We start from the raw sequence: 22,467 nt of genomic DNA on the forward strand, positions 1-22,467 counted from the left end.
CCCGTTCGCACATGCAGCAATCACAACGCATGGAAACGGCTAGATCCGTCTCGTTCATCACCATGGGATGCGCGAAAAACGAGGTGGATACCTCTCGTATGCGATCTCACCTGATCAAGGCGGGCTATTCCATCTCCGAAGACCCCGAAGCGGCCGATGCCGTCATCGTGAACACCTGCTCGTTCATACAGGCGGCCACCGAGGAGAGCATCGAGGCGATTCTCGACGTCGCGGATTTCGACAGCGTGAGAAGCGGCCGCGCGCACCTTGTGGTGTCGGGTTGCATGCCGGCGCGATACGGGGACGACCTTGCTTCCGAGATCACGGAGGCCGGCGCTTTCGTTCCGTGCTCGAAGGAAGACGACATCGTGGCGATCGTGGACGACCTGTTCGATCTGGATCGCTCGGAGCTTGGCTGCTCCGGTGTCGAGTTGGGGCGGGAGGCGGATCCTGCACCCGTGTCTTCGTATGTCAAGATATCGGATGGCTGCAATCGTTTCTGCTCGTTTTGCTCCATTCCCTATATCCGCGGTCGCTATCGCAGCTTCGGATACGACGAGATCGAATCTCGAATCGACGATCTGGTTCGGCGCGGCTCGCGCGAGATCGTGCTGATCGCCCAGGATACCGGCCGGTGGGGAGACGACTTCGAGGAGCCTCGGACGCTCGCGCAGCTCGTGGGAGATCTTGCCGAGCGCTTCCCCGATACCTGGCTTCGGTTGATGTACATTCAGCCCGAGGGCGTTACCGACGAGCTGATCGAGGCCATCGCATCTCACGACAACGTATGCGATTACTTCGACATACCGTTTCAGCACGTTAACCCTCGTTTGCTGAAGCTTATGCGGCGCAAGGGATCGATCGGGGAGTTCGATCGCCTTACTCGGCGTATTCGCGCGCGCATTCCGGATGCCGCCTTGCGCACGACGTTCATCGCGGGTTTTCCCGGTGAAACCGAAGAGGAGTTCGAAGAGCTTTTGGACTACGTGTCCGAGTGCGATTTCGACTACATCGGAGTTTTCCCCTATTCGCGCGAAGAGGGCACGCATGCGTTCGAGCTGCCCGGCCAAATCGACGAGGACGAGAAGCTCGACCGCGCCCAGCGCTTGCGCGAGCTGGCCGACGCGGTATGCGCCGCCCGCATCTCCGAGCGCGTCGGAAGCGTGCGCAAGGTGCTTGTGTGCGGGGAAGAGGATGATGGCCAGGTGTTCGGTCGCGCGATGTGCCAAGCCCCCGATGTCGACGGCGTAACCTATCTCGATGCGGGAAGCGTGGGAGAGATCGTCGAGGCGCTTATCGATGAAACGCTGCTCTACGAGATGGAAGGAAGCGTGTCGCCGTGCAACGACGTTCTGTAGCGAAGGCACCCCAGGTAAGCCCCGAGGCCGTTCTCACGCCTGCCAACGTTGTGACCGTGGTGAGGATCGCGCTGGTTCCGGTGTTCGTTCTGGTTCTGCTCAGCCCCTGGCCCGAGTGGCTCAACGTGGCCGCGGTCACCGTTGACGCCCAGCGCCTGCTTGCGGCCGGCGTGTTCATCGCCATCTCGGCCACCGACTGGCTTGACGGCTATCTTGCGCGCAGCCGAAACGAAGTGACGAACTTCGGCAAGTTCATGGACCCGCTTGCCGACAAGATCCTCGTGGCTGCGGCGCTGCTGGCCCTGATCGAGCTCGATGCCTTGCCGACCTGGGTGGTTCTGATTATCCTAACGCGCGAGTTCATCGTTTCGGGTGTGAGGATGATGGCTGCAAGCGAGGGAGTCGTTATCGCCGCTAGCTACATCGGGAAGTTCAAAACCGTGTTTCAGATGGCTGCGATCGTTCTGTTCACCGTCGAGGATTCCGACCTGATTCGATTCGTGTCCAGCGCGCTTTCCGACAGCATGTGGTGCATCAGCTGGGTTGTCATGATCATCGCCCTGGTTCTGACCGTCGGATCGATGATCGATTACGTTGCCAAGGCCCGCGATATCATCGGATTGTCGTCGTTTCATCGAAAGAAGAACTGCAGAGGGGACGACGAGGCGGTGCCGGCAAGCATCGAGGAGCTGGCCTCGTCCATCGTCGAGCATGCGCGCGTGCAGGGAAGGACCGTCGGTACGGCGGAAAGCCTCACGGGCGGTTTGATCGCCGGCGCGCTCACTTCGGTTCCCGGCTCGTCGTCGGTGGTCAAAGGATCGGTGGTCAGCTACGTTGACGAGGTGAAGCACGCGGTGCTCGGGGTCGAAGAGCACGTGTTGGAAACCGACGGAGCCGTTTCGCGCCGCTGCGCCGAGCAGATGGCGCAGGGCGCTCGGGAACAGCTGGGAGTGAACCTCGCCGTGGCCGTTACCGGCATCGCGGGTCCTACGGGGGCCGAGCCCGGAAAGCCCGTGGGCACCGTTTGGATGGGCCTCGCTTCCGATCGGGGCGTCAAAAGCTTTGAATTCCATTTCCAGGGCGATCGCGATGAGGTGCGCGAACAGACCGTTGCCGCAGCGCTTTCGGCTCTTCTGGCGAAACTGAAGGAGACCGCGTAGGGGTTTCGTTGGGATGACGCGTACTTTGCTTGGCGTTTTGCCGAACGTGCGCGACTTACCATGTTTCCTAGTCGGGAAAAGCGGGATTTTCGGGTTTGGTTCCGACGGCTTCTCGTTTGCGTTTCGTCGGCTTTTGGTTGGCTGTCCGCTTGATCTTTCCATCAAACTTCCAGCGCAGATCCGATTGCGGGATTGACGCAAACAAATGTTCGAGTAATAATGATCGCCGTGTCGCGAAGAGAAGGTGTGCGTATGAGCGAAGAAAAAGAGAAGATGGTCAAGCTGACCACGGATCAGATCGAGTCGAAGTTCGGCAAACATGCCATCATGAAGCTGGGTGAAAGCGAAAAAGATCTTACGCTTGGGGCGATTCCCACAGGTGCGCTTTCCTTGGATGCCGCGCTGGGTATCGGCGGCGTGCCGCGCGGGCGCATCGTGGAGGTGTACGGTCCCGAATCCAGCGGCAAGACCACGCTTGCCCTGCAGATACTCGCCGAGGCCCAGGCGCTGGGCGGCATCGTGGCCTTCATCGACGCCGAACATGCGCTCGATCCCGTTTATGCGGCGCGTTTGGGAGTCGATGTGGACGAGCTGCTCATCGCGCAGCCCGATACCGGCGAGCAGGCGCTTGAGATCTGCGATATGCTGGTCCGGTCGGGCGCCATCGACTGCGTGGTGGTCGACTCGGTCGCGGCGCTCGTTCCGCGCGCCGAGATCGAAGGGGAGATCGGCGATTCCACGGTCGGCCTTCAGGCCCGGCTGATGTCCCAGGCGCTGAGGAAGCTCGCGGGGTCGCTTTCCAAGTCGAACACTACGTGCATCTTCATCAACCAGCTGCGCGAGAAGATCGGCGTCATGTTCGGAAGCCCCGAAACCACTCCGGGCGGGCGCGCCCTCAAGTTCTTCTCCAGCGTCCGCATCGACATACGACGCATTGAGACCATCAAGAAGGGCAGCGACGTGGTGGGCAACCACGTCAGGGCGAAGGTCGTCAAGAACAAGGTGGCTCCTCCCTTCAGGCAAGCCGAGTTCGACATTATGTACGGGGAGGGCATTTCAAAAGAAGGATGCGTTCTCGACATGGCGGTTGAAGCCGGCGTGGCCAAGAAAAGCGGGGCTTGGTACACCTATGGCGAAGAGCGATTGGGTCAAGGCCGCGAGGCTGCGAAGGAAACGCTGCGTGCGAACCCCGATCTGCGCGACGAGATCGAAACCAAGGTGCGCGTATCGTTCGACATTCCCGTCATCGTGGTGAGCGAAGATTCCACGAATGAAATGAAGCCTCAGCCGAAACCCACCAAGAAGCGCTAACCATGGCGAGGCGCGAGGTCATCGAGTCCATGCAAAGCCGCATGGACTCGATCATTGCCGACAGGCGCGGGTCGATGGAAGAGGGCGATCCATCGCCTGCGACATCATCGGTCGCCGATGCGTTTGCGCGGCTGCTTCGCACGGTGTCCAGTCGAGATCGGTCGGAAGCCGATGTGCGCAAACGTCTTTCCGAGGCAGGTTTTTCAGAGGCCGCCATTGATCAGGCGGTTGACAGGGCCCGAAGCGCCGGCATCCTCGACGATGCGCGATTCGCCGATGTGCTTATTCGCAGCCGCGTGTCCCAGGGAAGGGGAAAGGCGGGTATCGAGCGCGAGCTTGCAGACCAGGGCATCGATGTCGATTCGGTTTCCGGCTGGCCCGACGATTATTTCACCGATGGGCGAAGCGAACTCGATCGCGCTTTATGCTTGCTCGAAAGAAAGCCTCCCGCGGCCAAGAACAAGCGAGAGGCCGCATATCGAAAGCTTGTGGGTAAAGGGTTTTCCAGCGGCGTTGCATCGGAGGCCGCTCGTGTGTTCGCTTTTTCCCAATTGCGGGATAATTAGCTGAAACGCCGTCTTTCAGCTTCCGAAAACGTGCGTTTGCCAGTATTATGTAACTGCATGAGATTATTTGCCCTTAACGGGTTTTTGAATAGTTAATCGAATAGATCTATCGCCTTAAGAGCATCTAACTCTCTTGGCGGCCTTTGGCCGCACCCTAAACGACAATGAATTCAAACGAACAGCGGGAGGGTTGAGATGCTTGTTACCATTCTTGTAGCGATAGTCTGCATCGCAGCGGGTCTCGCTCTTGGTTTCTTGGTTGCGCGCCAGTTGGCTGCGGCTGCCCTGAAGCGGCAAGAGCGGGAGGCCGAAGATATCGTCGCAGGTGCGAAGCGTCAGGCAGAAAACATCAAACTGCAGGCGGAAACGTTTAAGCGCCAAGTCGAGGTGGAAGCGAAAGACGAAGCGCTGAAACTTCGAGCTGAAATCGAGCAGGAGCGCAAGGAACGCCAGAGCGAGGTGCGCGCCGCGGAGAGCCGCGTTGCGCAGCGTGAAGAATCGCTTGATCGCCGCACCGAATCCCTTGACAGCCGAGAGCATCAGCTGTCGTCGATGCAGGGCCAGGTCGAGAAGCGCCAGCGCGATCTGGAAGCTGCCGAAACCGAAGTCGGACGGCGTCTCGTGGCCGTTGCCGGCATGACGCCGGATGAAGCCAAAGAGGAGCTGCTCGATTCGCTTCGCGACGAGGTTGCCCACGAAAGCGCAACCATCATCCGCGATTCGGAGGCCCGTACTAAGGCGGAAGCCGACAAGCGGGCCCGCAATATCCTCAGCCTCGCGATCCAGCGCCTAGCGGCCGATCATACGGTTGAGAACACGGTTTCCACCATTCATATCCCCTCTGACGAGCTCAAAGGACGCATCATCGGTCGAGAAGGTCGTAACATCCGTGCGTTCGAGCAGCTTACGGGAACGAATCTCATCATTGACGATACCCCCGAGTGCGTTACCATTTCGTGCTTCGAACCGGTTCGCCGTGAAATCGGCAAGGTTACGATGGAAAACCTTATCGCCGACGGGCGCATTCATCCTGCGCGCATCGAGGAGATGCACAACAAGGCCGAGGCTCTGGTGAGCCAGCGCGTACGCGAGGCCGGCGAGCAGGCGGTGTTCGATGTGGGCATCCACGATCTGCATCCTGAGCTTGTCAAAACCCTGGGCAAGCTGCGTTACCGCACGTCGTACGGCCAAAACGTGCTGAACCACTCGCTCGAGGTGTCTTATCTGTGCGGAATGATGGCTTCCGAGCTGGGGCTTGATCCCATTCCAGCCCGCCGCGCCGGTCTTTTGCACGATGTCGGAAAAGCTATCGACCGCGAACTTGAGGGCAGCCACGCCGTTCTGGGGGCCGATCTCGCCCGTCGTTTCGGCGAGAAAGAGCATATCGTCCATGCGATCGAGGCGCATCACAACGACATCGAGCCCAACAGCGTTCTCGATGTGCTGGTGCAGGCTGCCGATGCGGTATCCGCCGCCCGTCCGGGTGCGCGTAAGGAGACGCTCGACGCCTACGTCAAGCGTCTGGAAAAACTCGAAGAGATCGCCAGCTCTTACGAAGGTGTGGAGCGTACCTATGCTATCCAGGCAGGTCGCGAAGTGCGCGTCATGGTAGAGCCGGATAAGGTGGACGAGGCGAAGACGGTCGTTCTCGCACACGATATCGCGAACCGCATCGAAAACGAGTTGCAGTACCCCGGCCAGGTCAAGGTGGTCGTGATCAGAGAGTCGCGCGCGATCGGCCTTGCCAAGTAATATGGACGGCGATTCCCTCATCGGTTTCGTAGAGCGCGTTTCGGGCGATGCCCACCTCCGAGTCGAGGAAGATCTCGGGGGTGGGTTCGTTCGTTTGAGAACCTCTGAAGCGGAGCGTCGTCAGGCGATCCAGGATATTCGATCCTCCGAAGACATCGTCATCGAGCTTATGCGCAATGCGCGCGATGCACGTGCTTCCCAGATCTTCGTCGCTTCGTCCCGAGAGGGAAGCACCCGTTCGTTCACGGTGGTCGATGACGGGGACGGCATTCCGCCCTCGATGCACCAACGCGTGTTCGATTCGCGTGTGACCTCGAAGCTCGATAGCTCGCGTCTCGATAAGTGGGGGATACACGGGCGGGGTATGGCTCTGTTCTCCATTTCCGAAAACGCCGAGCAAGCCTTCGTCAAAGATTCGCTTCCCGGTTTGGGGACGTCTGTCAAGGTCGTCACGGATCTGGGGAAGATCGGCGAGAGAAAGGATCAGTCAACGTTTCCCCGGTTCGTCAAAGGGGAGGGCAACGAGGTTTCGGTCAGGGGGCCCCGCAACATCGTGCGCTGCTGTTTCGAGTTCGCGATCGAAGCGCGCGCTTCCTGTCGCGTGAAGGTGGGTTCCCCAACCGAGGTTGCCGCGGCCCTGTATGAATACGGGTGCGCTTCGCTATCCGATATCGATCGCATGTTTTGCTCCGATACCGCCCGGCTTCCGCTTGCGAAGCGCCTTGCGACGGCTCAGGATCCCGCCGACTTCGTTTCACTGGCATCGGGTCTGGGGTTGGACATATCGCAGCGTTCTGCACGGCGTATTTTGGACGGGGAAATAGACTCGGCCCCCGATCTGCTCGACGCAATCGTGATCGAATCCGAGGGGCAGCCGGCAAAGCCTAAAAGGGAGGCTTGCCGATCAAGCTCTGTTCACGGGCCGTCTCTGTCGCTCGATCAGGTTGATATCGACTCCCTGAAGCAATCCACCCGACGGGCGTTCGCCGGTTTTGCGGACAAATACTACCTTTCGGGCGATATCGAGCCCTCTGTTCGCATCGAGCGGGGTCGCGTGGTGGTCTCCATTCCGCTTGTGGGGCGAGACGACGTCCGGTAACGTTTTCCGATCGAGTTGAGAAACGCGCTCCACCAGTGCGTATGCTGCGAATCTCATGTGCGCCATGAGCTGTTTTAACCGAGATGCGCAGCAAGTTAAGGTAAAATGCAAAGGCTATACACGGCGAAGTCAATTCAAAGCAAACGCACGAGCAAATCTAAGGTAATCGTACTATGCCATTTGAAGAAATGCAGGTTGGAAGCTGTCTGAAGGTTTCCTCGAAGTCGTCTCCGGCTTCGGTGGCCGGAGCCATAGCCGGAATGGTGAAAGACGGCGTTCCCGTCGAGATGCAAGCCGTCGGCGCGGGAGCCGTGAACCAGGCGGTCAAGGCCATTGCCATTGCGCGTGGCTTTCTTTCGCCTATCGGCATCGAGGTTGCCTGCATTCCCTCGTTCGCCGATATCGTCATCGACAACGAGTACCGGACCGCTATCCATTTTTCGATTGTCGCGCATGCGGTGCACGGCGTCACCGACATTTCCGCGGAATAGCACCGACACCGCTTTTCCTCCGATCGTTACGCGAGGTTTCTCTTTATGATTTCCACCCAAGCTCCCTTTATGGATCTGAAGTTCCACGTCCAAACCTATGGTTGCCAGATGAACAAGCACGATTCCGAGCGCGTGTACGGCATGCTGGAGAGCATGGGTGCCGAGTCGGTCGACTCTATCGAGGAGGCCGACGTGGTGGTCTTCATGACGTGCTGCGTGCGCGAGGCGGCCGATACGCGCCTGTTCGGTCAGGTGGCTTCGATGAAGAATCTTCCTGTGCGATCGAATTCTCCGCTCGATCAGCGTTTGGTGGCGGTGGGCGGCTGCATCGGGCAACGCGATGGCGAGAAACTGTTCGAGAACCTTCCGAACCTCAACGTTGTGTTCGGAACGCAGAATCTCTCGTCGCTGCCCGCGCTGCTTATGGATGCATATGGGAAAGGGGGCCGTTACGCAGAGGTGATGGAGGCGTCCTCCGAGTTCTCCTCCGAGCTTCCCACCGACCGCGAGCATTCCTGGGCGGCCTGGCTTCCCATCACGGTGGGCTGCGACAACTTCTGCACGTACTGCATCGTGCCCCATGTTCGCGGGCGGGAGCGCTCGCGTGCCATCGAAGACATCGTCAAAGAGGCCGAAGGCTACGTGGCTTCGGGCGTGCGCGAGATCACCTTGCTTGGACAGAACGTCAACTCATACGGTCGCGACCTGTACGGCGAGCCGCGGTTCGCGGAGGCTATCGAAGCGGTGGCCGCGACGGGCATCGAGCGATTGCGATTCGCGACAAGTCACCCGAAAGACCTCACCGATGAGGTTATTGCGCTTTTCGGCAAGCTTCCTTGCCTGATGCCGTATCTGCACCTTCCGGCCCAGTCGGGCTCGAATGACGTTTTGAAGCGCATGAACCGAAAGTACACGGTCGAGCATTATCGGTCGCTTATCGACAAGGTGCGCGCGGTCCGTCCCGATATCGCGCTTTCGACCGATATCATCGTCGGTTTTCCCGGAGAGACGGCCGAGGATTTCGAGGCGACGTTCGACCTTGTTTCCAGCGTGGGATACAGTCAGGTGTTCACCTTCATCTACTCGAAGCGCGAGGGAACGCCCGCTGCGAAATGGAACGATGAAACGCCCCGTTCGGTTATTCAGGAGCGCTTCGACCGTTTGGTGGGAGCCGTCCAGGAAAGCGCCTTCAAGGCCAATCAGGTAGATCTCGGCGCCGAAGTCGAGGTTCTGGTCGAAGGAACCTCCAAGCGCGACGATTCCGTCCTGGTGGGTAAAAGCCCCAAAAACCAAACGGTGCACGCGCCTATTCCGGAAGGTGTTCGCGCGGCGGACCTTATCGGGAACATGGTGACGGTGCGCATCGAGGAGGCGCGAACGTGGTATTTGCGCGGCGCCGTTGTCAAAGGCTGCCAAGCGGCCCGTTAAGCACGCGGGAGGGTGCCCATGAATGACAAGCATGTCGTGTGCATCGTCGGACCGACGGGGTCGGGTAAGTCATCGCTTGCGCAGGCGCTGTGCGTCTCCAAAGGGGGAGAGGTGGTCAGCGCCGATTCCATGCAGGTGTATCGGGGCATGGATATCGGAACCGGCAAGGTTCGCCCGCACGAGCGCATGGTCGCCCATCACTGCCTCGATTTGGTCGATCCGGGAGAACCTTATTCGGCGGCTTTGTTCCAGCGCGATTCTCGCGCGGCTATTGGGCAGATTCAGTCGCGCGGGCTCATTCCCGTTCTGTGCGGGGGAACCGGTTTCTACGTGCGTGCGGCCATTGACGATTACGAGTTTCCCGAGGGCGAGCAGATCGGCAATCCCATCCGCGATCGTTACCTTGCGATGTTTCGCGACGTCGGCGCCCACGGGTTGTGGGAAGAACTTTACCGGGTCGATCCGGCAAGCGCATCGATCATCCCCGAAAACGATGTCAAACGCGTTGTGCGGGCCTTCGAGCTCATCGGGGACGGCACCTCGTACGCGCATCAGAAAAAGAAGCTGGCTTCGATACCGCAGAAGTTTCCTGCGGTGATGTTCGGGTTGCGGGTGACTCCCGACATCTTGCGGAAGCGCATCGATGCTCGGGTTGACCAGATGGCCGAACAGGGTTTGGTAAGCGAGGTGAAATACCTTCTTGACCAGGGATTTCGCGAAGGCATTACCGCGCCTCAAGCGATCGGCTACAAAGAGATCGTCGAGCATCTGGAGGGGCGTGCGTCGTTGGACGAGGCGCTTGACCAGATCAAGACGGCAACCCGCCGGTACGCCAAGCGTCAGCGCACGTGGTTCAATAGGGACGTTCGGATCTTATGGATCGATTACGATTCCATGAATAGCGATGCTGCCTGCGAGTTCATATCGAACAGGCTTGATACACTTGCATGAACGGGTAGACCGAGAAAGGGCCGTCATGAAACTGCATTTCGCCAAGCTTCACGGAGCCGGAAACGACTTCGTCATGATCGATGATCTCGACGAGGCTCTCAACCTTACGCCTGAGCAGGTCGCTTTCTTGTGCGATCGTCATTTCGGCATCGGTGCGGACGGCGTTATCTTGGTTCGTCCCGCAACGACCGAGGGCGCTTCGGGTTTCATGCACTACATTAACGCCGACGGCACGCTTGCCCAGATGTGCGGGAACGGCGTTCGCTGTACGGCGAAATGGATTGTCGATCGGGGTCTGGTCGATCGATCTGCCGCGACAACCGTCATCGACACGCTTTCAGGCCCTAAACCCATCGAGTTCGCCTGCGACGAAGATGCAACGATGCGGGTTGCCACCGTCGATATGGGCGCACCCGTTCTCGAGCCGGCTTGCGTGCCCACGGTGCTTGCGGCTACGGATACCGCCGAGAACGGTTGCGCGTTCGCCGGCGACGTCACGCTTAAATCTCCTTTCGGTGACTTCAGGTTCACATGCGTGTCCATGGGCAATCCCCATGCGGTCGCGTTCATCGAGGACTGGGATGCCCTTCGAGACGGGGCGTTCACCGATCCGGCCAGCAAATCCCTCGCTACGCTCGACGTTGACAAAGTGGGGTCGTTCTTCGAATCCCATGCCGCGTTTCCCGAGAAGGCCAACATCGAGTTCGTCAGCGTCGAAGCAGATCATCTGGCCATGCGCGTGTACGAGCGCGGGGTAGCCGAAACGCTCGCTTGCGGAACGGGCGCTTGCGCGGTGGGCGTTGCGGCGTTCATCACGGGGCGGTCAGGCCGCGTGAACGAGGTGAAGCTTCTGGGCGGTACGCTCCATATCGAGTACGCCGAAGATGGGCGGGTGCGTATGACCGGTCCCGCCGCTCAGGTTTTCGAAGGGGATATCGAGCTCTAGGCTCTCAAGCCAGGGTGCGAACGCGGAGGTGCGCTTGGATCGATTCGAGGGAGTGACCGTCAAGGGGGCGACGATCGTCGAGGCGCCGCGTGAGCGCGCGGTTGTCGTCGGCGTGGACCGTCCCGGTCTTGACTGGCCGATCGATTCGTCGCTTCAAGAGCTGACGCGTTTGGTGGATACGGCGGGAGCGGACGTGGTCGCCTCGTTCACCCAGCGTCTGGCCAAGCCTAATCCGCGCACGCTTATCGGTTCGGGAAAGGTAGCGGAGATAGCTGAGGCCGTTCGTGCGCTGGATGCCGATATCGTGGTGTTCGACGATGAACTTTCCCCATCTCAACAGGCTAACCTCGAGAAGGGTTTCGACAAATCGATCAAGGTGCTCGACCGCACGGCGCTGATCCTCGACATCTTCGCGTTGCATGCAACGACGAAGGAAGGCCGTCTGCAGGTGAAGTTGGCTCAGAACCAGTACCTTCTTCCCCGTTTGCGGGGTATGTGGGCGCATCTCGCATCCAACCGCATGGGCGGCGGTGTGGGGTCGCGTTTCGGGGAGGGGGAGAGCCAGCTCGAGGTGGACCGCCGTATGGTGCGCAAACGCATCACATCGATCAAGCGCGAGCTCGAGCATGTGAAAAGCGTTCGCTGCGTGCAGAGGGAGGAGCGCTATAGCGCCGGCGTGTTCAAGGTGGCTATCGCGGGTTATACGAACGCGGGAAAGTCCACGCTCATCAATCGCTTGACCGGTGCGGGCGTGTACAGCGACGACAAGCTGTTCGCCACCCTCGACTCTACTACGAGACGCTTCGCGCTGCCCGAAGGGCGCGTTATTACCCTCACGGATACCGTCGGGTTCATCAAGAAGCTTCCAACCACTCTTGTAGAGTCGTTTAAATCTACGCTTGACGAGATCAACGGAGCGGATCTGATCTTGCATGTGGTGGATGCTTCAAGCGAGGAGCTGGCATTTCATATCGAAGCGGTGAACGAGGTGCTTGGCCAAATAGGGGCCGAGCGGATCCCTCGTCTTCTCGTGTTCAACAAAACGGATGCGTTGAGCGAGACAACGCTCGGAGCTTTCAACAAACGCTATTCGGAAGGTGTGTTTATCTCGGCTGCAACCGGCGAGGGGATAGACGATCTGCTGGCGGTGGTGTCGCATGCAGCATCTTCCAACGAGGTTCTGCTCGAGGTCGAGATTCCGTATTCATGCGGAGAGTTGGTTTCTCTCGCTCACGAGCGCTGCCGTGTCGTATCCGAAGATTACACCGAGCAGGGTACGCAGCTCTCGCTGTTTGTGCCCCCTGCGTACGAGCGGTTCTTTTACCCTCATAGTATTCGTGAAAGCTAATTGGACCTCTTTCGTACTACCTGCGGTTTAAACTATATATTCTTTTGGTTAATACCTTACGTTGATGATGGTTGATATTAATCAAACCTTAGATTCTTCTGAAAACCGCAACCACTTTTCCTACGATCGTGCAGTCGCGGGTGATGATAGGTTCCATGGAGGAGTTTTCCGGTTGGAGGCGGATGTGATCGCGCTCTTTGTAGAAGCGCTTCACGGTTGCGCCATCTTCGATGAGGGCTACGATGATCTCTCCGTTGTTGGCGACCTTCTGCTCTTTCACCACGACGTAATCCCCGTCGTTTATTCCGGCTTCGATCATGGATTCTCCGCGCACTGAAAGCATGAACGACGGTGAGTCTCCGACTATCTCGGTGGGAAGCGTCATGGTATCCGTTATGTTCTCTTCCGCAAAGATAGGCTCACCGGCGGCGACGTTGCCGACCAAGGGAATCTCAACCGCATTGCCGAACCGCGGAGCGATGATGTTCGTCGGTTCGACGAGCTGCTCTTCACACGGATGCGTGAGTGTTATCGAACGCGACTTCAGGGGATCGCGCTCGATATAGCCCTTCTGCTCAAGCGCTCCGAGGTGGACATGGACGGTGGAGGGGGAGGAGAGGTCGAGTGCGGCGCAGATCTCCCGCACCGTGGGGCCGTATCCCTTTTCACGTATGCATGCTTCGATGCAATCGAGCACCGCACGCTGTTTCTTGGTAAGTTTCTCGGACATGCTTCCTCCAAACACGAACATTTGTTTGAAAAATCTTTGACAAGAACCTTTGTTCGATTTATTATAAACACGAACAAAGGTTCTATGCAAGCGAAAGGCACCGTATGAACGTCAAAGATTCCAAGCGCTGTCCGGTGGTGGGAACTTCGGCTTTGCAGCTTCAGGGGGTTCGTCCCGGAAAGATCATTTCGTTTGACGACATAAGGCATCAAGCCGAACATGGTGAAGCCGATTCCCGATACAGCCGCAGGTACCGGGTTTCTTTCGAGCGGTCGTCGCACCTTGTGGAACCCACGGTTTCTCATGGGTCGATGTCGGTTGTTGACGACCTGCTGAATACGACTGCGCTCGGTTGCAGCGATGCCGTGTGCAGCATCGCTTACGAGGATGCTCGCGGAATATCGTTCGGCCTGCTAACCAAGTATCAGTCTCTGCTGTTCGGTGCCGGGTTGGTCGCACTCATGTCGATCGGTATGTTTTTCGGCATCTAAAGCTCATGTTCGACCTCCTGCGCTCTGTATGGGCTTGACGGTCCCTCGAGCACGAAGCGCTCGTTGCGTGGTACTCTAGTCCAACCGAAGCAAAGGAGCGATATGCGCTGTTCAGCATGTGGAAATCTTGAATCGAAGGTTGTGGATTCGCGTCCTTCCGACGATGGGACTTCGATTCGTCGCCGACGCGAATGCCTTAAGTGCGGCAATCGGTTCACCACCTACGAACGCCTGATAGATACGTCGTTTATGGTGATTAAATCCGACGGCTCGTCTGAAGCGTACGATCGAGATAAGCTGATGAGGGGTCTTTTGATCGCCTGTGCCAAACGCCCCATCTCTCCCGAGCAGATCGAGAGCTTGGTCGATAACATGGAATCGACGTTGAGATCCGAATCAAAAACGGATGTGTATTCGAAGGACCTTGGTTCGATGATCATGGACCGTCTCGCTAAGCTCGACGATGTTGCCTATGTCCGTTTTGCGAGTGTATACAAGCATTTCAACAGCGTTGAGGAATTCGCCGAAGCGCTTGAGGAGTTGAACAAATGACCGGTGTCGAACTGAAAATCATGAAGTTGGATCCTTCGATCGAGCTTCCTTCGTATGCTTATCCGGGTGATGCAGGATTGGATCTGCGCGCAGCGGAAAACGCGGTTTTGAAGCCGTTCGAACGCAAGCTTGTGAGAACCGGCTTGGCTGTTGCCATCCCCGAGGGATATGCGGGTTTCGTTCTGCCCCGAAGCGGGTTGGCTGCAAAGCACGGTATTTCCATCGTGAATGCCCCCGGGCTCGTTGACAGCGGGTATCGAGGAGAGCTGAAGGTTGCACTGCTCAATACCGATGCCGAAAACGAGTTCAAGGTCGAGCGCGGCGATCGTATTGCCCAACTCACTATTTTGGCCACGCCGATCGTTACGTTGGCTCCTTGCGACGAGCTGCCTTCTTCAGAGCGCGGTGTCGGCGGGTTCGGCAGCAGCGGAGTTTAAGGTGCTCGATCCGATGTCAAATCGGTAGGGGTTCTTCGATTTCTCAAATATAGGCCCTCAGAATCGATCTGAGAGCTTTACATAGCATTTCACCAGTTCAAACTATAGGAAACGTATGACTGAAAAGAAGAACGAAGATACTGAAGATCACCTGCATGACGAAGCGGGGGGCGATCAGCGCGAGCAGGGTGCTCCGGAGCCTCCCAAAGGATACGACGAGAGTGATCGCGACAAGGCTCAGAGGATGTTCGATCGGCGCGTGCAGGATGGTTTGGAAAACCTGCTTATGAACGGGCTGTCGTTTCGCGCCACCGACGAAGAGCGCGCTCAGGTAAAGAGCGGACGGACGCTGCTTGCGATTGCGAATATCGCCGGACCGATATCCTTGTTCATCGGCGGTATTTTGCTGAGCGGGGTCGGTATGGTGTGCGGAATCATATCGTTTGTGAAGTTCAAACGCGTCGGTGATAGTCATCCTGAAAAGCCGCTCGTGGGAAAGCTGCTGAAGCGCCAGGCGGCAGTCGGTATAGGGATTTCAGGAATAGCGCTTGTTATCAACTTGGTTGCGGCTATCGTGCTGTTTCCGGTAATCATGGATGCGGTTGAAAGCGGAGACCTGTCGGCTGCGTTCAATCCCCAGGATCGAGCGCTCAACTCATCGGCCGACCACGGTGCGGGAACCGGTACGGACAGCAACTCCACATGGGGCTAAAGCCTTCTTCTCTTGGGCACCATATAAGATTGATAATATATGTTATGTAAACTAAGAGGTTTGACAAAGGGCGGGTCGGCTTGAAGAGAGCCGACCCGCCCTGCTGTCTGTCACAAGTTGCTCCGCTTCGGCGTCAGAGCGAGTGAGCCCGCCTAATCGCTTTCAAGCTCGCATTCGACGGCTTCCTTGTATTTCGCATACAGTTCCGGACAGGATTTCCTCATGTTAAGCGGTTCGAAGGTTTCGGCGTCAACCATGCATAACGTAGTGAATCCCGTTACGCATGGTTTCTCGAATCGAAGATCCATCCCTTTACGGAAGATCTCGTAAGAATACGTGATTCGCACGGCCGTCAGCTTGGATACCCAGATTCTGATGAGGGCGGTATCGCCGTATCTCAACGATGACGAATAGGACAGATGCATTTCCGTTACCGGGGCCATGATGTTCTGACGCTCCAGATCAGCATAAGGGAATCCCAGATCAGAAATAAATTTTTCGCGAGCGTCTTCGAAGTACAGCGGATAGTTCGCATGATACACGACGCCCATGCAGTCCGTTTCCCCGTAGCGTATCGGGACTTCGACCACCTTGACCATAACCTCTCCTTTTGATGAGTTCCGCCGATATTATATTCCCGAGGCAAAACGGCAGACCGAGTGGCGCGCCGGGTTGCCATCATTCCACAATTTAACGTGCTCATGGCAGGTATTGTTGGTCCGCTTATGGCATGATGGTTCAGTATGCGAGAAGAAAGGCGAACCATTGAGTTCAAACGATCGTATGACCAGCGAAAACACAGGACGGCTTACGGCGAAGATGGCGCTTGAGCTTGCGGCGCCCCATACGTGGCCCGCTGCGATCCTCCCCACCTTCGCAGCGGTATGCATGGCATCGGTACTGGTCGGATCGGTTTCGTTGTCGCTGTCGTTGGCCGTATTGGCCATCGTCGTGTTGTTCCAATCAGCCGCGAACACGTTCAACGATTATTACGATTGCATCAAGGGAACGGATGGCGAAGAGGACTTCGTCGACCCGAGCGATTCGGTGCTCGTCTATAACGACCTTGATCCCCGTTCTGCGTTGAGGCTTGCGGTGTGCTTCGTGATCGCTGCGTTTGTACTCGGCATCTACGTGATCGCGCGCGCGGGATGGTTTCCCTTGGCAATCGGCTCGATCGGAGCGGTTTTCGTTATCGTGTACTCGGCGGGAAAGACTCCCCTGTCCTATTTGCCCCTTGGAGAAGCGGTAAGCGGTGTTGTCATGGGGGCGCTCGTGCCCCTCGCCGTTGTTTACGTGCTTACCGGATCGATCGAACCGTTGGTGCTTGTATGGAGCGTTCCCTTCATATTTCTAATCGGACTGATCATGTTTACCAACAACATCAGCGATATCGAACGCGATATTCCCGCGCATCGCAAAACCTTGGCGATCGTGCTGGGACGCGAGCGCGCACGGCGCCTGTATCGGGCGCTCACGGTGGCCGGCATCATCTCGATGCTTGCCGTTTTGACTGTTTGGTTCCCCAGGGGGCTGATTGCGGCGCCGTTCATGGTGCTGGCGGCGCTCCCGCTTTTACAGGCGCTGTTCCGCAATCCGCTTACTCCCGAGAGGCGCCTTCAGTCTATGCCTCAGATCCTCACGGTGAATATCGTGCTGGGGGTGTTTTACGCGGCGGCTATCCTTCTGTCGGCTTCGACCGGCCTGTCGCTGTAGCTGCTTTCCAGACGGGATCCTCGCACCACTCCAATTGTGCCAGGCCGTGTCGCTTCCCAAGCTGCTGACGCCATCGATCGAGGTCGAACAGCGCAAGAACCTCGTCGGGAGAAGCGGGTTCGTCTGTCTTCAGGATACCGGCGATGTGGGCGATATGTCCGATTATGCCTTCGGGAGTTCGGTATCGGCCGATCAGCTCATCGAACGACGCATCTCGGTTGCGCTTGGAAAGCCGCCGTCCACTGGAATCTGCCAGCAAGGGGATGTGGGCGTACGAGGGGCGCTCGAAGCCCAGCAAATCCTGCAGGTATCTTTGCTGAGGGGTTGATGAGAGCAGGTCGCAACCGCGAACGACGCAGGTGACGCCTTGCTCGAAATCGTCTGCAACGACGGCCAGCTGATAGGCGAACGATCCGTCGGCACGCCGCAAAACGAAGTCTCCGCACTCCGTTGCGAGGTTCTGCCCGAACGTCCCCTGTATCATATCGTTCACGCGATACGTTTTGTCGGGGACGCAGATTCTCCAAGACGGTGAGTGCAGCTTGGATCGGCGCTCTGCCTCGTCGGGAGAGATGTTTCTGCAGGTTCCCGCGTAAACGAAGCGTTCTCCGACATGGGGCGCCGATGCGGCCCGCAGATCGGCGCGCGTGCAGAAGCAAGGGTAGACGCGCGCTTGGGAGGAAAGGCGTTCGAGCGCGGCTCGGTACACCTCGTCGCGGTTGTGTTGGAAGAAGGGCCCTCGGTCCCAGGTAAGGCCCAGGGATTCGAAATCGCGCATGATCTGGTTGGCATACGCAGGGCGGGATCGCTCGCGATCGAGGTCTTCGATGCGCAAAACGATGCTCCCCTTCTGGGATCTGACGATCAGCCACGAAAGGAGCGCGGCGTAGATGTTTCCCGCATGCATGCGTCCTGTCGGGCTGGGCGCGAAGCGCCCGACAACCGCCATGACGCGCTAGCCTAGGTTTTCCTGCGCGAATTCCAGCGCAAGATCGAAGGCCCGCGTGTTCGCCTCGACGGTTTTGGGGGGAACCTTTCCCTCGATCGCCTTGATCCAGGCCTCGCGCCCGAACCCAAGACGCGCTTCGAGCGCCCCGAGAAGGACGACGTTCACGGTTTTCGGGTTGCCGGCCTCGCGCGCGATCTTCGTTGCGGGAACGATCACGGCGCCGAGCCGTTCAAGCTTCATACGCGCCTGCGCGGGCATGGACGCACGTCCGCAGGCAACGGGCAGCGGCTTGATGGTTTCGTCCGCGACGAGGAGGTATCCCCCCTCTTTCAGATACGGTGCGTTGCGCAGGGCCTCGGTGGTTTCGAACGACACCACGCAGTCGGTCATGCCGGCGTCTGCAACCATGGTGGAGACGCTTTCGCCGAAGCGAACGACCGTGGTGACGGCTCCGCCGCGCTGGGCCATGCCGTGGATCTCGGAAACCTTCACTTCGAGGCCCGCCGCCAAAGCGGCACGGGCAAGCAGGTCAGCGGCGAGGATGGTTCCCTGCCCCCCGACTCCGCAAAGAAGGACGGTGCGCGCGTTCATAAGACTTCCCCCTTAGGCCGAAAGGCCGGTCAGCTGTTCGATGGCGTTCGAGTGGCAATACTGCTCGCACTGCCCGCATCCGACGCAGAGGGTCTGGTCGATGGAAGCCAGACCGCTTTCGAGATCTTTGGACAGCGCGGGGCACCCGATGGAGGTGCAGGCTCCGCAAGACGTGCAGTTGCCGTTAACGAAGTAGTTGGGTTTGCGGTCTTTGCTGAGAAGCACGCAGGGCGCTTTGAACACGATGACGGTCAGCTTGTCAGCCTGATCCTTTGTCGCAGTGCGCAGGGCGCCGCGAACGGATTTGGCGTTATGGGGATCGACTTCCAGGACATGGTCGACGTCGATCGCGTGCAGCAGTCCGACCAGGTCGAGCTCTCTGCTGGGCCGTCCCTGGAGGGTTTCGCCGTTGAAGGGATTGCCCTGGCGACCGGTCATGGCCGTCGTGCGGTTGTCCAGGATGCAGACGGTGCCCTTCCCTCGATTGTATACGGTTGAGATAAGCGACGAGAGGCCCGAATGCGCAAACGTCGAATCGCCGATGATGCCGACGACGGGCCGGTGCTCGGTTCCCTCGAGGGCCAGTTCGAATCCGTGGGACATCGACACCGAGGCTCCCATGTCGAGGCAGGTGTCGATCGAGGACAGCGGCGCGAGAGCCCCCAGGGTGTAGCAGCCGATATCGCCGGTGACGATGGCTCTCATGCGCGAAAGCTCCTTGAACACCAGACGGTGCGGGCACCCCGGGCACAGCGCGGGCGGACGCGCGGGAACATCGCCCATCGCGTCGGCGTGCGCGGGCTCGCTGAAACCGAAGGCGGTGCGGATGAGCCCGGGCGAAAGCTCTCCGTCGCGCGGAAGAGGGCGCTCGAAGGCATCGAGTTCGATGCCGAGCGCGCGCACCTGGTCGGCGAAGTATTCGGACGCCTCTTCGACCACGTACACCTTGTCAACCGATTCGGCAAACGCGCGCAGCGCATTTGGAGGCAGCGGCCAGCTGACGCCGAGTTTGAACACCGAAGCGTCGGGCAGTGCTTCGACGACGTGCTGGTAGGCGGCCCCGGCGCATATTACTCCGATGTCGGCGCCTTTTCGGATCACGTGGTTGTAAGGGCAGGTTTCCACCCACGCGCGAAGCTCGTCGATGCGCTCGAGCTGGATTTTGCGGCGCGGTTTGGCGAACGCGGGCATCATGACCCACTTGGCCGCATCCTTTTCGTACGGCTTGATCGGACAGGCGCGACGGGGCCCAACCTCGACGGCGGTTTTGGTGTGGGACACGCGCACGGTCGAGCGGATGAACACGGGCACGTCGAATCGCTCGGAGATATCGAAGGCATCGCGGGTGAAGGCCAGCGCTTCGGCCGAGTCGGCGGGATCGAGCATGGGGATATGCGCTGCGCGCGCGTACCAGTGGGAGTCTTGCTCGTCTTGGGACGAGTACATACCCGGATCGTCGGCAGCAAGGATGACGAAGCCGCCGTTGACGCCGGTGTAGGCAGCGGTGAACAGCGGATCAGCGGCGACGTTCACCCCGACGTGCTTCATGGTGGAAAGCACGCGGGCTCCGGCCGCGGAGGCTCCCATGCCCACCTCGACGGCTACTTTCTCGTTTGTGCACCATTCGGCGTACACATCGTCGAAGGTGCAGAAGGTCTCGAGCGTCTCGGTGGACGGCGTTCCGGGATAAGCGACGCCGATGTGGGCGCCTGCTTCCCATGCGCCGCGCGCTATGGCTTCGTTTCCTGATAAAAGTTCCATGTGATGCCTCTCGTCAATTCGACGGCTCTGGGCGTCTGCGGGCCCTCTCGTCGGTAACCCCCTCGGATGGCTGCAAGAACCGGAGCTGTCGGAACAGGATAAACGCTTCGGGTTTCGATGGCGCTGCAAACAGAGCCATCGTTGCGATTTCGCAGTTGTTCGGACGTCGTTCCATACGCCGTTCGGGGATCGTATGGCCGGTCGGTCCGTTTCGGCGCAGCGGGTTGGCCTTCAAAAAGACGCTTCCCTACTGCGCCTCGCAATAGTGCAGGCAGAACTCGCCGATCTGAATCTTATCGCCTACCGTAAGTGTGGCGACATCGACGCTGCTGTTGTTCACCCATACGCCGTTGAAGGAGTTGTTGTCGCGAATCGTCGCGCTTGCACCCTGCACGGTAAGCGTCGCATGATTGCGCGACACCGTCATATCGTTGAGGAATACGTCGCAGCGCGGGTCGCGTCCGATGGAAAGCTCGCCATCGTACAGGTCGATGACGGCTCCCGTGCGCGGGCCGCGCACGACTTTGAGGCATCCGGGTTTGCGCGGCGCGGCGCTTTGAACGGGACGGTTTGCGCCGGTAAGCTGCAGCGGTGCGAACGATTCGGTCGAGCCGTTGAATTTAAAGCCGCATGCAGGGCAGGATGGGGCCGCGTCGTTGGCGATGCTGTTGCAGATGGGGCAGGTTCGGCTCATGGTGCACCTCCGGGCGCGGTTACGCTTGGTTTTTCTGGTTGTTCTTGATTATAGGCATATTGTTGTGCACGGTAACGACGTTCTGGCGGTCATCGCTGCTTCCGAACAGACCCCAGAACCAGTTCGAAACGCGGTCGAATATCCCAGGGGCGTCAACGGTTTCAGCGGCCAGCAGGTCGTATCGGGCTATGGTCTGGTTGTGTTGCTTGAACGATATGGAACCCACCTTCTGACCGGCTTTGACGACCCCCGAAAGCGCCCCGTCGTCTATCTCGACGTCCTGGCTTACGTTTCCGTCGAGATCGAACACGCGCTGCGAGGCGTTCGGATCGGAGATCGTGACGTCGAGGACGGCATCGTGGCGGTCGGCTAACTTAACCTGGGCCACCAACGGAACCTCGGTGACCGTGGAATTCGCCGCCATGCTTATCGTTTGATCGGCGTTTATAAAACGATAGTCGATGTAGTGGCGGTATCCCCACTCGAACAGCGCCTTCGCATCGTCGAAGCGGGTTTGGGCGGTGTCGGAGTGCAGCACGACGGCGTAGAGCTTCATGCTTCCGTCGCTGGCCGCTCCCATAAACGAAGGTCCGGCCAAAAGGGTCTCCCCCGTTTTGACGCCGATCGCACGGTCGTACATTTCAAGGAGCGCATCGGTGGTCTGAAGATCGATCTGGGTGTTAGAGCCGCCCCGCTTGACGACGATCGACGTGCTGCCGCCCTTCACGATGGCAGCGATGACGTCGCTGTCCATGGCCTTCGCTGCAATAAGCGCCTGATCGGATGCGGTGCTGTGGAGGCTTCCGGCAAAAGACCCGTCGTCGAGGCCGTGCGGGTTCTCGTAGACGGTGTCGGTGCATCCCAGCTCTTTCGCCTTTTCGTTCATCTTCGCGACGAAAGCTGCGGCGGGGGTGTCGCCCAAGCCGGGTTCCCGTTCGAGGATGGCCTGGCCTGCAGCTTCGGAAATGGCGACGGCGGCGTCGTTTCCCGAAGGGACCAGCAGCGCTTTCAGCGCGGTTTCGAACGACATGGCATCGCCCGCCCTGAGGTTGGCCGACGATTCGCCGATGGCGGCGGCTGCCTCGCTTACGACGATCTGATCGTCGAGCTTCAGGTACTCCATGCTGACCAGCGCAGTCATCACCTTGGTGATGGAAGCGATCTGTGCGGGTGCGGTTGCCTGGCGCTGGAACAGGGGCCTGCCCGCAGAATCGACCAGCACGGCGTAATCGGAGGCCACATCGGGGCAGTCCCCCACCGAAAGCCCCAGCGCTTCGACGGTGGAGTCGCCGATCTGATCTGATTTTCGCACGTCCGCGAAGGCCGGCAGCGCGGGCAGCGCGAGCGCACCTGCAAGAGCCAGCGCGAAGAGGGTGCGTGCGCATCCTCCCTTTCCGAACGCACAGGTTCGCATGTTAGGCATG

23 protein-coding genes are annotated in these 22,467 nt (G+C 59.0%); 16 read left to right on the plus strand and 7 right to left on the minus strand.

The genetic code is table 11. The annotated features are described in order from the left end of the window. The first annotated feature begins 29 nt into the window (after window positions 1-29). The 11 genes from rimO to hflX all read left to right on the plus strand — a co-directional run bounded on the left by rimO (window position 30) and on the right by hflX (window position 12,410). On the plus strand, window positions 30-1,358 hold the full coding sequence (gene rimO, locus EIH26_RS05710; protein ID WP_124061280.1) for a 30S ribosomal protein S12 methylthiotransferase RimO: 1,329 nt from the start codon (window positions 30-32) through the stop codon (window positions 1,356-1,358). Then, window positions 1,340-2,518, plus strand: a complete 1,179-nt coding sequence (gene pgsA, locus EIH26_RS05715) for a CDP-diacylglycerol--glycerol-3-phosphate 3-phosphatidyltransferase (RefSeq protein ID WP_124061281.1) — start codon at window positions 1,340-1,342, stop codon at window positions 2,516-2,518. Before rimO ends, pgsA begins: the two co-directional genes overlap by 19 nt. 252 nt (window positions 2,519-2,770) lie before the next feature. Beyond that, window positions 2,771-3,829, plus strand: a complete 1,059-nt coding sequence (gene recA, locus EIH26_RS05720) for a recombinase RecA (RefSeq protein WP_124061282.1) — start codon at window positions 2,771-2,773, stop codon at window positions 3,827-3,829. Window positions 3,830-3,831: 2 nt separating this feature from the next. Next, window positions 3,832-4,395: a regulatory protein RecX gene (locus EIH26_RS05725; protein WP_124061283.1), complete on the plus strand. Its 564-nt coding sequence runs from the start codon at window positions 3,832-3,834 to the stop codon at window positions 4,393-4,395. Between the two features lie 195 nt (window positions 4,396-4,590). Further along, window positions 4,591-6,147 (plus strand): ribonuclease Y, encoded by a 1,557-nt coding sequence (gene rny / locus EIH26_RS05730; protein ID WP_124061284.1) that lies wholly within the window; start codon window positions 4,591-4,593, stop codon window positions 6,145-6,147. A 1-nt stretch (window position 6,148) separates the two neighbouring features. Next, complete coding sequence (locus EIH26_RS05735) at window positions 6,149-7,246, plus strand: ATP-binding protein (protein ID WP_124061285.1); 1,098 nt, start codon at window positions 6,149-6,151, stop codon at window positions 7,244-7,246. 173 nt (window positions 7,247-7,419) lie between these two features. Next, window positions 7,420-7,737, plus strand: a complete 318-nt coding sequence (locus EIH26_RS05740) for a stage V sporulation protein S (RefSeq protein WP_124061286.1) — start codon at window positions 7,420-7,422, stop codon at window positions 7,735-7,737. 45 nt (window positions 7,738-7,782) lie between these two features. Beyond that, window positions 7,783-9,165 (plus strand): tRNA (N6-isopentenyl adenosine(37)-C2)-methylthiotransferase MiaB, encoded by a 1,383-nt coding sequence (gene miaB / locus EIH26_RS05745; RefSeq protein ID WP_124061287.1) that lies wholly within the window; start codon window positions 7,783-7,785, stop codon window positions 9,163-9,165. Window positions 9,166-9,183: 18 nt separating this feature from the next. Then, on the plus strand, window positions 9,184-10,116 hold the full coding sequence (gene miaA, locus EIH26_RS05750) for a tRNA (adenosine(37)-N6)-dimethylallyltransferase MiaA (RefSeq protein ID WP_124061288.1): 933 nt from the start codon (window positions 9,184-9,186) through the stop codon (window positions 10,114-10,116). A 25-nt stretch (window positions 10,117-10,141) separates the two neighbouring features. Further along, window positions 10,142-11,062, plus strand: coding sequence for a diaminopimelate epimerase (dapF, locus tag EIH26_RS05755; protein WP_206424681.1), 921 nt, complete (start codon window positions 10,142-10,144; stop codon window positions 11,060-11,062). Between the two features lie 34 nt (window positions 11,063-11,096). Further along, a complete protein-coding gene (hflX, locus tag EIH26_RS05760) occupies window positions 11,097-12,410 on the plus strand; it encodes a GTPase HflX (RefSeq protein ID WP_124061289.1) in 1,314 nt (437 codons plus the stop codon). An 88-nt stretch (window positions 12,411-12,498) separates the two neighbouring features. Here the strand turns inward: hflX and lexA are convergent, their stop codons facing one another. Further along, the gene (lexA, locus tag EIH26_RS05765) at window positions 12,499-13,140 is read right to left on the minus strand and encodes a transcriptional repressor LexA (protein ID WP_124061290.1); all 642 of its coding nucleotides are present in this window, start codon (window positions 13,138-13,140) and stop codon (window positions 12,499-12,501) included. Between the two features lie 104 nt (window positions 13,141-13,244). Between lexA and EIH26_RS05770 the strand changes: the two genes are divergently transcribed. The 4 genes from EIH26_RS05770 (at window position 13,245) to EIH26_RS05785 (ending at window position 15,332) form a co-directional block, all read left to right on the plus strand. Next, window positions 13,245-13,631: a hypothetical protein gene (locus EIH26_RS05770; RefSeq protein ID WP_124061291.1), complete on the plus strand. Its 387-nt coding sequence runs from the start codon at window positions 13,245-13,247 to the stop codon at window positions 13,629-13,631. Window positions 13,632-13,733: 102 nt separating this feature from the next. Then, window positions 13,734-14,183: a transcriptional regulator NrdR gene (gene nrdR / locus EIH26_RS05775; RefSeq protein WP_124061292.1), complete on the plus strand. Its 450-nt coding sequence runs from the start codon at window positions 13,734-13,736 to the stop codon at window positions 14,181-14,183. Then, window positions 14,180-14,620 carry a dUTP diphosphatase gene (gene dut, locus EIH26_RS05780; protein ID WP_124061293.1) on the plus strand — a complete coding sequence of 147 codons (441 nt, stop codon included), beginning with the start codon at window positions 14,180-14,182 and terminating at the stop codon, window positions 14,618-14,620. The genes nrdR and dut overlap by 4 nt, the downstream gene beginning before the upstream one ends. Window positions 14,621-14,735: 115 nt before the next feature. Then, window positions 14,736-15,332 (plus strand): hypothetical protein, encoded by a 597-nt coding sequence (locus EIH26_RS05785; protein ID WP_124061294.1) that lies wholly within the window; start codon window positions 14,736-14,738, stop codon window positions 15,330-15,332. A 152-nt stretch (window positions 15,333-15,484) separates the two neighbouring features. On the opposite strand, the gene EIH26_RS05790 is transcribed toward EIH26_RS05785, so the two are convergent. Further along, entirely contained in the window at window positions 15,485-15,931 is a 447-nt protein-coding gene (locus EIH26_RS05790) for a thioesterase family protein (protein WP_124061295.1), read from the minus strand. Window positions 15,932-16,097: 166 nt separating this feature from the next. Here EIH26_RS05790 and EIH26_RS05795 point away from each other — a divergent pair, with 166 nt between their 5' ends. Beyond that, on the plus strand, window positions 16,098-17,048 hold the full coding sequence (locus EIH26_RS05795) for a prenyltransferase (protein WP_241152780.1): 951 nt from the start codon (window positions 16,098-16,100) through the stop codon (window positions 17,046-17,048). Here the strand turns inward: EIH26_RS05795 and gluQRS are convergent. The 5 genes from gluQRS to EIH26_RS05820 all read right to left on the minus strand — a co-directional run bounded on the left by gluQRS (window position 17,011) and on the right by EIH26_RS05820 (window position 22,466). Continuing rightward, a complete protein-coding gene (gene gluQRS, locus EIH26_RS05800; protein WP_124061296.1) occupies window positions 17,011-17,997 on the minus strand; it encodes a tRNA glutamyl-Q(34) synthetase GluQRS in 987 nt (328 codons plus the stop codon). The genes EIH26_RS05795 and gluQRS overlap by 38 nt on opposite strands. A gap of 6 nt (window positions 17,998-18,003) precedes the next feature. Next, on the minus strand, window positions 18,004-18,588 hold the full coding sequence (locus EIH26_RS05805) for an indolepyruvate oxidoreductase subunit beta (protein WP_124061297.1): 585 nt from the start codon (window positions 18,586-18,588) through the stop codon (window positions 18,004-18,006). A 12-nt stretch (window positions 18,589-18,600) separates the two neighbouring features. Further along, entirely contained in the window at window positions 18,601-20,349 is a 1,749-nt protein-coding gene (locus EIH26_RS05810; protein WP_124061298.1) for a thiamine pyrophosphate-dependent enzyme, read from the minus strand. 247 nt (window positions 20,350-20,596) lie between these two features. After that, on the minus strand, window positions 20,597-21,043 hold the full coding sequence (locus EIH26_RS05815) for an FHA domain-containing protein (protein ID WP_124061299.1): 447 nt from the start codon (window positions 21,041-21,043) through the stop codon (window positions 20,597-20,599). A 19-nt stretch (window positions 21,044-21,062) separates the two neighbouring features. Then, window positions 21,063-22,466 (minus strand): D-alanyl-D-alanine carboxypeptidase family protein, encoded by a 1,404-nt coding sequence (locus EIH26_RS05820; protein WP_164470986.1) that lies wholly within the window; start codon window positions 22,464-22,466, stop codon window positions 21,063-21,065. Window position 22,467 lies beyond the last annotated feature (1 nt).

Source organism: Gordonibacter sp. Marseille-P4307, assembly GCF_900604965.1.
Lineage (GTDB): Bacteria > Actinomycetota > Coriobacteriia > Coriobacteriales > Eggerthellaceae > Berryella.

What these genes read in the sequence shown, in the direction of transcription:
- rimO (WP_124061280.1), top strand. Translation starts at nt 30, where the DNA reads ATGGAAACGGCTAGATCCGTCTCGTTCATCACCATGGGATGCGCGAAA.
- recA (WP_124061282.1), top strand. Translation starts at nt 2,771, where the DNA reads ATGAGCGAAGAAAAAGAGAAGATGGTCAAGCTGACCACGGATCAGATC.
- EIH26_RS05725 (WP_124061283.1), top strand. Translation starts at nt 3,832, where the DNA reads ATGGCGAGGCGCGAGGTCATCGAGTCCATGCAAAGCCGCATGGACTCG.
- rny (WP_124061284.1), top strand. Translation starts at nt 4,591, where the DNA reads ATGCTTGTTACCATTCTTGTAGCGATAGTCTGCATCGCAGCGGGTCTC.
- EIH26_RS05735 (WP_124061285.1), top strand. Translation starts at nt 6,149, where the DNA reads ATGGACGGCGATTCCCTCATCGGTTTCGTAGAGCGCGTTTCGGGCGAT.
- EIH26_RS05740 (WP_124061286.1), top strand. Translation starts at nt 7,420, where the DNA reads ATGCCATTTGAAGAAATGCAGGTTGGAAGCTGTCTGAAGGTTTCCTCG.
- miaB (WP_124061287.1), top strand. Translation starts at nt 7,783, where the DNA reads ATGATTTCCACCCAAGCTCCCTTTATGGATCTGAAGTTCCACGTCCAA.
- miaA (WP_124061288.1), top strand. Translation starts at nt 9,184, where the DNA reads ATGAATGACAAGCATGTCGTGTGCATCGTCGGACCGACGGGGTCGGGT.
- dapF (WP_206424681.1), top strand. Translation starts at nt 10,142, where the DNA reads ATGAAACTGCATTTCGCCAAGCTTCACGGAGCCGGAAACGACTTCGTC.
- lexA (WP_124061290.1), bottom strand. Translation starts at nt 13,140, where the DNA reads ATGTCCGAGAAACTTACCAAGAAACAGCGTGCGGTGCTCGATTGCATC.
- EIH26_RS05770 (WP_124061291.1), top strand. Translation starts at nt 13,245, where the DNA reads ATGAACGTCAAAGATTCCAAGCGCTGTCCGGTGGTGGGAACTTCGGCT.
- nrdR (WP_124061292.1), top strand. Translation starts at nt 13,734, where the DNA reads ATGCGCTGTTCAGCATGTGGAAATCTTGAATCGAAGGTTGTGGATTCG.
- dut (WP_124061293.1), top strand. Translation starts at nt 14,180, where the DNA reads ATGACCGGTGTCGAACTGAAAATCATGAAGTTGGATCCTTCGATCGAG.
- EIH26_RS05785 (WP_124061294.1), top strand. Translation starts at nt 14,736, where the DNA reads ATGACTGAAAAGAAGAACGAAGATACTGAAGATCACCTGCATGACGAA.
- EIH26_RS05790 (WP_124061295.1), bottom strand. Translation starts at nt 15,931, where the DNA reads ATGGTCAAGGTGGTCGAAGTCCCGATACGCTACGGGGAAACGGACTGC.
- gluQRS (WP_124061296.1), bottom strand. Translation starts at nt 17,997, where the DNA reads ATGGCGGTTGTCGGGCGCTTCGCGCCCAGCCCGACAGGACGCATGCAT.
- EIH26_RS05805 (WP_124061297.1), bottom strand. Translation starts at nt 18,588, where the DNA reads ATGAACGCGCGCACCGTCCTTCTTTGCGGAGTCGGGGGGCAGGGAACC.
- EIH26_RS05810 (WP_124061298.1), bottom strand. Translation starts at nt 20,349, where the DNA reads ATGGAACTTTTATCAGGAAACGAAGCCATAGCGCGCGGCGCATGGGAA.
- EIH26_RS05815 (WP_124061299.1), bottom strand. Translation starts at nt 21,043, where the DNA reads ATGAGCCGAACCTGCCCCATCTGCAACAGCATCGCCAACGACGCGGCC.
- EIH26_RS05820 (WP_164470986.1), bottom strand. Translation starts at nt 22,466, where the DNA reads ATGCCTAACATGCGAACCTGTGCGTTCGGAAAGGGAGGATGCGCACGC.